Here is a 10,857-nt window from a genome sequence, read left to right on the forward strand (position 1 = left end):
ACCGACGCCAATCGCGACTACTGGCTCCGGCTCGCGCGGGGGTATGAAACCGCCGTCTGCCGTGTGCTGCGGCAGCGCGTGTTGTACCGTCAGGCCGCGCAGGCCACCCTCGCGGCCCTCGCCGAGCAGGTGATCCCGATGGTCCCGCCGGGCGAGGCCGCACGGGTGTTCTTCCCGGGGGACGGGCGCCCCTTGGACCAGCTGACCGCCCAGTTGGACGCGCTCCTGGAGTGGGACGAGGACAAGGCGCCCGAGCTGGAGGCCGTGATGGCCGCGGTGGCCGCGGGCACGCGGTTCTATGCCGACCTCCATGGTCTGACGGTGCCGCCCGTCGACCCGGACCTGACGCGGACACTGTCGGAGCTGGGCCATCCCGTACCCGCCACACCGGACGGCGAGAGGGCGGCGCTGATCCGGTACGTGGAGGAGTTGCTGCTGGTCCACCGGCGGATCGGTGTCGTCTCCCGTGGCCACCTGTACGGCGCATGGGACGGGGCAGACGCGAACGCCGTTGCCTTCCGCGGTGCTGTGTTCGCCATGTTCGCCGGGCGGCTGTCGCTGGCCGAACTCTTCGGCGCGGCGCAACGGGCGGGCGTGGTCGACACCGACATGGCCGTGCCGCCGCGGTGGATGGAACCGGACTTCCGCGACTCCGTCGTGGTGCAGGCGGACGTGGCCGAGTTGCACGGCTTGGTGCCCTACCTCCTGAGCCCCGAGAGCATCGACCCGGCACTGCGCCGGTTCCCGCACGAGAAGCGGTACGCGCAGATGGCCGCCGACCTCCTGGAACTGGACTTCGACGGTTCGGGTGACGGCCCGGTCGTGAACGACCTGATCGACGATCTCGATTCCGGCACCGTGACGTTCTGGCCCGACAAACGGAACCTAGACCGCTGGCGGCAGCGCCGTGAGACCTTCATCGCGTGGCTGCGGGAGCACCGCCATCACTACCAGGGCGCCGCTGTCGGCCATCTGATCGCGTTGTACCTGCTGGGCGGTCCCGACGCGACGCTGACGCTCCTCGGCCTGGACGCCGCTCCCCACGCCGCCCGCAAGAGCGTCCTGCGCGGCCGGATTCTGGGGTGGCTGGAACGGCTGGTCCAGGGGGCGGACGAAGCGGAGCTGCCGCTGGTGATGCGGCGCAACGCGGAGGTGGCCGAACTGGCCGCGCACCCGGCGCTGGGCACGCCGCAGCATCTCGCCTCGCTGGCTGACGACCTGGCCTCGGACCAGCTGATGGCAGAGTTGGCGGAGCACGCGGAGATGCAGCGGCGGGCGCTGCTGACTCTGCCCGAGACCGGAGGGCCGGTGTGGTGGGGAGAGTCGGTGCCCGGACCGTCACACGGGTCGGTCCAGCCGGGCGTGTTCGCCAGGCCTGCGCTGTCCCGGGTGATGCTGGACGGCCGGGCCGCGGTCCGGGACGCGTTCGAGGCCGTCGACCGGTCGGGTTCGGGCGTGCCGGTGGTCTACTGGGTGGAGCAGCCGTCGAGGGCGAGGGCGTTCGGGCCGTTCGCCCAGCGACCGGGTGACCACGCGGCCTACCCGGACGACGTGGAGTTCCGTCCGCTGAAGCCGCAGTGGGTCTGGGACGTGCAGTGGCAGCGCTGGTACCTCCGCATTCCGCTGGAGCAGGTGGATCGGACCGACGGGCCGGTGTGGCGTGCGGACCCCGTCGTCCGGCTGGTCAGCACCGACAGCGGAATCCCCTTCGCATACTCCGCCATCAACAGCTCGCAGTGGCCCGAGTTCTCGTGGCACATGGTCCACCTGCCCGGGGTCATGGACTACATGGTCCGGAGCAAGGACGGCAGCTTCGGCACGTTGCCCACGCCCCCTGTCGCCTCGGGATTCGACTCCGTGGGCCGTCCGAAAGCCGTTGTCATCGAAACACACGGCCTGTCGAACGACGTGATGGCCGCGTACAGCCGTGAGGGGCTCGCGTACGGGAGCGGCACGGTGGCCGCCCGGCTCGCCGACCGGATGACGCGGCTGACGGGCCGCGACCCGGTCACCCAGGACGTGTTGCTCGTGGTCTGCTACGCCGCCCAGGGCGCCCGGTCCTCCGGCCAGGCGGCGGCGAACCGGGGCCGGGGCGGCAGGGTCATCGCGGGGAACGCCGTGGTGGTCACGGGAGCAACCTCCGGCAGATCGGTGCCCCTGGTCTACGTCCAGGGTGAGAAGGGCGGCCCGGACCCGCAGTGGCTGCAGTTCGGCAAGCAGCCGGTGCCTGTGGCGGCAGAGCTGTGGTCCGCTCTGCCCTTCGCCGGCCGGAGGCCGGGGCACCGTCGGTGGTTCGGCAACGGCAACCGCAGTTGGCAGGACATCGCGGAGCAGTACGAGAAGTTCCTCGGGGCCGCGCTCGCAGCCAACCCCGGATTGGCCGGTCTCGCAAGCGGACTCGCCGCCGCGCTGCGCAGCGCCGGACGCCCGGTGATCGTGCAGGGCGAGTCGACGCTCGTGAACGTGATGAACGCGATCGACCACGCCACCCGTGACGATCGCGTGTACCTCGTGGCTGGGGACGGCGCTGAGCGCCGTGCCTACCTGGAGGAACGCGGCCTGCTGGTGCGCACTGGTGAACAGCGGAGCATGGCGGCGCTGTTCGCGGCGCAGCGGGCTGTCGTCTTCGACCGGCAGCCCGACACCACGGCGGCCGACGACCACCGCGGACTGCTGGCAGCCGTCATCGGCTGGCGGCTGTCCACCGGCACCGCCACTCTCGTCGACGTCCTCGAGGATTACGCACGCAACGTCGGCGGCGACAACCACGGCATCGACCTGGCGGGACTGCGAGACGCCCTGCTCGGGGATGCCGTGGACCTCTACGACTGGGCGCGCAGGACCCTGGCGCCATTCACCGGCAGCTGGGAGGACCTCCCGAAACGGTACGACGAGCCGTGGCAGCCCGCCCACCACCGGATGCCCCACCCCGCGTTCGCCTCGATCGCCTGGCGGCTGTTCACCCGGACGGCCACCCTCGCCCAGGTCATCGGCGACTACGCCATCGGCACCGCCGCCCCTCAGGGCGTCAGCACGGCGGGTCTGAGCGACGCCCTGCTCGGTGACGTCACCGACGTCTACGACTGGGTGCGGCGGAACCTGGCGCCGCACATCGGCAGCTTGCAGGACCTCGTGGCCCGCCATGGCCAAAGTGCGCTCCCGCCGCACCACCGGATGTACCTGACACACCAGGCCCGGTTCGCCGCCGGGCCTATCGGCGACCTGAAGGTGCCCGAGGGCCTCGTCAGGGCCATCGGTGTGATGACCGGCCAGATGCCGCCCGGGACGCAGAGCGTGGCGCATCATGCCGGCGCGGCCAGTTGGGCCGATCGGCAGGCCGCTGTGAGCGCGTGGGTCCGGACGCACGGCGGCTCACCGCTGGACCTCCTGCGACCGGCCCACTTGACCGCGCTGTTCCTGGCAACCCACGAGCCGGACCAGCGCCTGCTGCGTGCCCACACCGACGGCCCGTCCGCTTCCGCGGGCGGCGTCCTGGACTTCCCGTACCTGCTCACGCAGGACAGCCGGTTCGCGCAGCTCAGCCAGGACCCCGCGCTGAGCGACCCGGGCGATCCGCGGCACGGGGAGGTGCGCAAGCAGTTGGTCCAGCGGGCGAGATGGCTGGCAGACAAGGCGCGGGACTCGATCCCGCTGCATCTGGGCATACTGGGCGAGGCGCTCGGCAGGCTGCCGCACCTGCCCGAGGGCGAGCGGGTGTACGTAGCGGTGCACTGGCCGGATGTTCCGGGGGCGGCGGCCGCCCCCATGCCGGAGTTCATGACGATCCCGGCGTTCCAGCCGGCGTGGCGCACTCTGGAGGACGCGCTGGCCGCGGTGGACACCTCCCGGCCCGGCTTCCACCGGACGGTGATCGCGGTGGACGGCTCGGCGGCGCGGGATGTGTCCTTCGCCTCCGGCCGTCCCGGCCTGCGGCAGGCGATGTTCCCCTGGGACACCGAGATCCAGGTCACGTCCTACGGGTGGATGCCGGACGCCGACGGCCGGCCATACGAGTCGGTCGCCGCCACCGACCGCACCGCGAACACCCGCCGCGTCGTGTACGGTCCGCAGCCCGCGACCCCGCAGACGCAGGCGGTGCCCGGACCGTCCCAGCCGGCCCTCGTGGGGGCGACCTTCAGTTCCTACGCGATCCCGGTCCGTCCGGAGACCGCCAGCGAGGCCCGGCCCGCAGGCCGACGCCTGCGTGGCGGCGCGCCGACCGCCCAGCACTCGGCCCCGGCCCAGCAGGGCTCTGCCTCGCTGGCCTCGCAGCCGGGCCCGTCGTCGCTGCCGTCCGCGGTGGAGGCCGGCCAGTCGCGGCAGGCCAAGGCGTTGTTCCCGAGCCTGTACTTCGGGGAGGACGAGGAAGACTGGGAGGAGTGGGTCGAGGCGGCGCTGCGCTACGAAAAGCAGGTCGGGCTCTCGATGGCGGGCTCCGCGGACCTGCTGCACGCCGCGCAGGCCACCCTCGACGCGCTCATCAAGCAGGTGGCCGCGCTGGTCCCGCAGGGTGAGGAGCCGCGGGAGTTCTTCCCGCAGGACGGCCGTTCCGTGGAACAGCTGCGCGATGACCTGCATGCGCTGCTGGTGACGGACGAGAAGGACGGGAAGAAGCTGCCCTCGCTGACCGCCGTGATGGACGCGGTCGAGCGAGGTGCGGAGTTCTACGCCGATCGGAACAAACTGCAGGTGGTGCCTGTGCACCCGGAGTTGACCCGGGAACTGCACGAACTGGGCTATCCCGTCGCCGAGAACCTCTCGGACGTTAAGGCAGCCCGCCTGGTGGCATTCGAAAGGCTGCTGCTGGTACACGGGCGTATCGGAGTCGCCAGTCTCGGCGCGCGGACCGGCGACTTCACAGGGCAGGACATGCACGCTGTCGTGTTCCGCAACGCCGCGATCGCTTCGAAACTGTTGCAGGGCCAGCAGAATCAGCCCGGTGATTGGGCTGACGTGCCCACACTCGTGGAATGGCTCGGCGCGGCGCAGCGGGCCGGTGTGGTCGACACCGACATGGCCGTGCCGCCACGGAGGATGGAGCCGGACGTGAGCACGGCCGGCTCGGTGGAGGCCGATGCCGCCGAACTCTATGGTCTGGCCCCGTTCATCTTCGACTCCGAAGGCCATGACTTGGCTGGGCGCCGGCTCCCGCACGAGACCAGATACGAAGCGTGGGCGGAAGACCTGCTGTACCCCGGCCTCATCGATACAGAGGTGGAACTGGACACCCTGCGGGGGGATCTCAATTCCGATGCCATGTCCATTGCCGTGGGCTCGCGGCAGGACAGGGACCTGTGGCAGCAGCGCCGTTGGGCCTTCATCGAGTGGATGCAGGAACACCGCCGCCGCTACCCCAGGGCTCCCTATGCCGGTTATCTGGTCGCTTTCCACTTGCTGGGCGGCGCCGACGCGCTGCTGATGGACCACACGGTGACGGCCGTCCCCCCTGCCCAGGGCCGGGCGGAGCTGGAACGGCGGATTCTGTCGCTGCTCGAGGGGATGGACCAGGGTGCGCCGGTGGTGGAACTGCCCTACGTGATGCTCCGCGATCGGCGGGTGCGTCGGCTCGCCCAGAAGGCCCAGCCGGATACACAGAAGCGGCTGGCGCGGCTGGCTCATGAGCTGGCCACCGATGACCTGGTGGCCGAGTTGGCGCAGCACGCGGAGATGGCGCGTCGGGCGCTGCTGACCTTGCCCGAGGCGGAGGGACGGGTGTGGTGGGCCGCGCAGGCGCCGGCCGCCTTCGTGCCCTCGTCCGAGCCGGTGCGCGTTCCGCGGTTGTTCCAGGCAACGTCCGATAGCCGGGCCGCGATGGAGCAGGCTTTCCTGGACTCCGACCGGTCGGGGTCGGCGCCGGTGGTGTTCCAGGTGGAACAGCCGGTGGGGGTAAGGGAGTTCGGGCCCTTCGCGCGGCATCCTGGCAAGCAGGCGGCCTTCCCCGATGGCGCCCTGTTCCGGCCCACGCAGTGGGAGCGGGTGCGCGATCTCGCGTCGGGCCGGGAGTATTTCCTGGTTTCCCTGGAGCAGGTCCAGGAGGAAACCAAGGCGGCATGGCAGGAGCAGTACATGCTCCGGGCGATAAGCGTCGAGACGAAGACCGGCAGTCGAGCGGTCATCGGACACTCCGCTGACGGTGTCCTCGAATGGAGTGCCTGGCGGCGGACCTTCTCGAACCTACCCGACCTCACGAACTACGTCATCTACGGCAAGGACGGCAAGAGGCGCCCTGTGAGCCCTCCTGTCGCAACAGGTTTCACGACCGATGAGCCGCCATTCGTCGTGTTCGCCTCCCACGGCAAACGCGCGACCGGGTATGTGTTCGGCCCGGAGGGGGCCGCGTTGGTGAGCGGTGGGCTGGCGGGCCGCCTCGCGGACACCCTCGCGCCCGCCAAACGCCAGTTGCTTCTGGTCTGCCACGCCGCCTCGGGCGGTGAGGCCGGTGTTCCGTCACTCGCCCAGAACGCCGCGAACCGGCGTGCGGGCGGCTCGGTCACCGCGGCGACCGGAGAGTCGGGGATGCAAGTCCTCTCGACTCTGCAGAGCGTGATCTACGCCGACAGCGCAGCAGGCAGGCCGGATGCGGAGTGGCTGCATTTCCAGAGAAAAGCGCTCGCTCCGGCCGCTCACGAGCGCGTCGGCCTGCCGTTCGGTGGTCGGCGATCCGGACGTCACCGACTGTTCGAGACCCCCGATTGGCAGCAGACAGCTGAGAACCACGAGGCCGCGATCTTCGACGCCTCGGTCAACAGCCCAGAACTGCTCGCTCTCGCCGACGAGTTGACCTACGAGCTGAACCGCTCCGGCTACTCGGTGGTCGCTCCGCAGGGCACGAGAACGCTCGTGAACCTGATGGCGGCGATCGACACCGCGGTCCACGCCCTCCGCACGGAACGCACGTACACCCTCGCAGAAGACGGGCAGAAACAGGCCGAATTCCTCGCGCAGCGCGGCATCCTGGTGGGCAGCGGTGAGTTCCGCAGCATGGCGCCGCTGTTCGACGCCTATCGGGAGATCGTCCTCAAGCGGCCGAACGACGAGACGGTGGACGACCGGAAGCTGCTGCTGGCGGCCATCGCCCTGGGACGGTCCACCGGGCGTACGCTTGCCGCGGTTCTCCACGATTACTCGCGCACAGTCGCCGACGACAATCGGGGCATCGCCCTCGACGGCCTGCGCGACGCGCTGCTCGGCGACGCCGTGGACATCTACGACTGGGTGCGCAGGAACCTGGTCCCGATCACCGGCGCCTGGGACGACCTCATCGCACAGTACGGCGAGGCGTGGCTGCCGCCGCACCACCAGATGTACCACCCTGGGTTCACCACCCAGACCACCGGCGATCTGACGGTGCCCGAGGGACTCGTCCGGGCCATCGGGGCGACGACCGGGCAGTTGCCGCCGGTCACGTCGGACCTGGCGCATGAGGTGGGTGCGGGCACGTGGGCCGAACGGCGGACCGCGGTCGACGCGTGGGTCCGGGAGCACTCCGAATCGCCGCTCGACCGTCTCATGCCCGCCCACTTGACCGCGCTGTTCCTGGCGACCCATCAGCCCGACCACGACCTGCTCACCCGCGCGGAGATGAATGCCGCGCAGCTGCCGCGTGTCGTCGAGGACATGGTGGACCGCGGATCGGCGGACTTCCCGTACCTGCTCGCCGACGACGCCCCGTTCCTGCAGTTGAGCGCGGACCCCGCGCTGCGGAACCCGAACGACCCGCGGTACGGGCAGGCGCGGGAGCGGCTGGTCCGGCGCGCCGCGGAACTGGCGCCCACGGTACGGTCCTGGATTCCGTTGCATGCGGGGATGCTGGCCGAGGCGCTGGCCAAGCTGCCGCACCTGCCCGCGGGTCAGCCTGTCTACGTCGGCGTCTACTGGCCCTCGGGGGACCTGGACTCGGCCGCGGTGCCGCAGAGACTGGTCATCCCGGCGTTCCAGCTCGCCCTGCGTACTCCGGAGGACGCGCTGGCGACGGTGCCTCCCGTGGCCGGCTACCAGCGGACGGTGGTAGAGGTCCAGGCGTCGGCGGCGCGTGACGTGTCCTTCGCCTCAGGTCGTCCCGGTCTGCGGCAGGCGATGTTCCCGTGGGACACCGAGGTCCTGGTCACCTCGCACCTGCGGGCGCAGGACGCGCAGCACGAGCCGTTCGAGTGGATCGTCGCCGCCGACCCGACCGCCGACACCCGTCCCGCCATCGCCGCCGCACCGGGCGTCGGCCCCCTTGAGGTCGCGCCATGGAGCCCGCGCGTCGCCGGCCGCCGTCTGCGGGGCGGGAAGGCGGCGGCGCCGAAGTGGCCGGTGTCTGTGCAGACGCAGATGCCCTGGTCGGCGCCGGGCAAGGGCAAGGGCAAGGGGAAGAGCGCGGTCGCCTGGTCCGAGCCGGAGGCGCCCTGGGAGTCCGATACGGGGACGGACCGCATCTGGTGGTGGCAGCACGAGCCGCCGCCAGAACTGGACGATGCCGGCGCCGGAATTCTGCTGGCCGAGCTGAACAAGGAGCTGGCGCGGAACAACCTTCCGCCGAATCTGTTTACGACCGGGGAACTGCAGAAGGGCTATCCGTATCTGCGGGCGCGTCAGGGCCTGAAGAAGGCGACGTTGAATCTGCTCGCTCAGGAGATCGTGCTGGACCTGGTCCAGGACCCGAGTGCCGAGATCCGGGTCCGTCCGGTGACGGCGGGCGAGACCCGGCCCGCGGGCCGACGCCTGCGCGGCGGCGCGCCGTCCGCCCAGCACTCGGCCCCGGCCGAGCAGTCTGCCCAGCAGGCGGCTGCCACGCTGGCGTCGCAGCCGGGCCCGTCGTCGCTGGCGTCCGCGGTGGCGGGCCGATCGACGCGGGCCAGGCCGCTGTTCCCCAACGCCCTCATTGAGGGTCCTTCCGTGGTTGACAAGGCTCGGGCTGTGCTGGCGCGGCTGGCTCCGGGAGCGGATCTGGTCGGGCTGGCCCGGCGGCTGCTGCACCTGAGCGGTGCCGGGCCGCTGGACGACCGGACGTTCGACGAGCTGCACGCCCTGGTGGCCGCGGCCGAGGGAGCCGGGCGGGCGCACAGCCTGGCCGCGGTCGGTGCGTTCGACCTGGAGCGGCGAGGCGCGCTGGCGGATCGCTCGCTCATGTACGACACCCGGGGAAACCTGGTGGGGCGTGACTGGACCGGCGACATGCCCCGCGTGAACCTGGGCAGGTATGCGCGGCTTGCACCCGACGGCAGTCTGCTGCGCCACGGCATAGAGACCCCGTGGGATGCCCGTCCGGGCCAGCACTGGCTGCTGTCGGCGTTCGGTTCCTTCGACCACATCTACGTATCGGACGGGGTCGGCAATCCGCTGGCGGTCAACAGCTGGGACGAGTTCGCCGAGCTGGTGCGCCACGATGTGAAGCGGCCGGAGCGGGCCGACGTGGTGATGCTGACGCAGGCCGTCGCGGCCCAGACCGTGGACGGTCCGCGAATCGTCGCCGACGTCCTGGGGGTGCGGGTCTGGGGCCCGAACGCCGGGCTGGACAAGCGGCCCGACGCCACTGGGACGGCAGCCGTGGCCCTGGTGGGGTTCACCTCCGCCTGGGTGCCCAGCGATCCCGGGTTGCGCCCATCCGCCGAGCCGGGCATCACCCGTACGGTCCTCGGCAACCAGGTGCGGGATACCGCCCTCCTGTCGACCACTGTGGTCACCTCGGACGGGCAGGAGACCTTCGGACGGATCCTGTGGACCTTCGACGAAGTGAAGAGGTGGTTCGAAGGGGGACTACCGGTCGAGCCGCGGTACTTCACGTATGTCGAAGCGGAGAACCTGCCCAATGGCGGGAAGAGGCTCGTGCGGGAGAGTGATCCCGTACCGCTGCCCTTCGATCCCAAGTACCTTGCCGTCTTCCACTTCAACGGCAGACTCGGAGGACTGCCCTTCCCCGATGGCTCGGTACAGCCCGCCAGCCTGGAGGAGATCGCCGGGTACTACGGCCGCCGGGCCAGCGTCCAGGCTCTCGGCGAGGAGGACGTCGTCCTGGTCGAGGCATGTTGGCTGGCGGTACCCCACCCCGACTACCCGCTGGCGGACCGCCTGGAGCGGCCACTGGTCGGCCAGACCATGGCCAACATCGTGGGCAGGCCTGTGGCCGGCGCCAATGTTGAGGTCGGTTACGGACGAGCCGAACCCGGCCTGCCGGAACGTATACGGCTCATCGTGGACGACATCCATCAGCCCTCGGGCGCCAATTTGCTGGTCTTCCACCCCGAGCCGAGTGCGGAGGAATTGACCGCCGCCGCAAGCCTTCTTCCGGGCGACCTGCGGGCGGACGGGCTCGGCGCCGAGCGGGCCCTGCGGTGGGTGCGTGCGCTGCGCCTCGCCCTCGGCGAGCCCGGGTTCGGCCCGCGAGATGCGACGTACGGCCGATTGATGGCGGGACTCGCCGCGCTGGACACCCTGCGTGCCGGCGTCGGCGACACGGAACCACTCACCTACGGTCGACTCACGGGAATCCTCGGCCAGTTCTACGCGGGACGGCCGCATCCTCCGCTCGGTGCCGCTCTGTCGGCCATGCTGCAGGCCGCCTCCGCCCATGCGGCTGCCGGCTACCGGCTCGACCAGTTTCTGGTGAGTGCGCCTGCACAGGGGTCTGGGGTGCCATCAGCCCGGTTCGGTGGGGCGCCGATGGCGCCGGACAGCGTGCAGGGAGCGGTGGCCGTGCAGGGGACGGAGGGCGCTGCCGGTCTCGTGGAGTCGGCGCGCGTCGAGCCGCGGCGGTACGCGGGGGCGCCTGGCGGTGTGCCGCAAGCGGTGCTGGACGGCGTGGAACGGCTGGGTGGCGAGGGTCGCGATGAGGGCTATGGCGAACGCTGGTGGGCGGCGCGGAACGCGGCGGCA

The 10,857-nt window shown here is 71.0% G+C and carries 1 protein-coding gene; it reads left to right on the forward strand.

Annotated features, from left to right (window positions below):
- Positions 1-78 precede the first annotated feature (78 nt).
- Positions 79-10,857: hypothetical protein (locus AQJ54_RS39175; protein WP_211278631.1), on the forward strand; the 10,779-nt coding region annotated here is incomplete at its 3' end.

Origin of the sequence: Streptomyces griseorubiginosus (assembly GCF_001514195.1) — a bacterium.
GTDB classification, from domain to species: Bacteria; Actinomycetota; Actinomycetes; order Streptomycetales; family Streptomycetaceae; genus Streptomyces; species Streptomyces griseorubiginosus.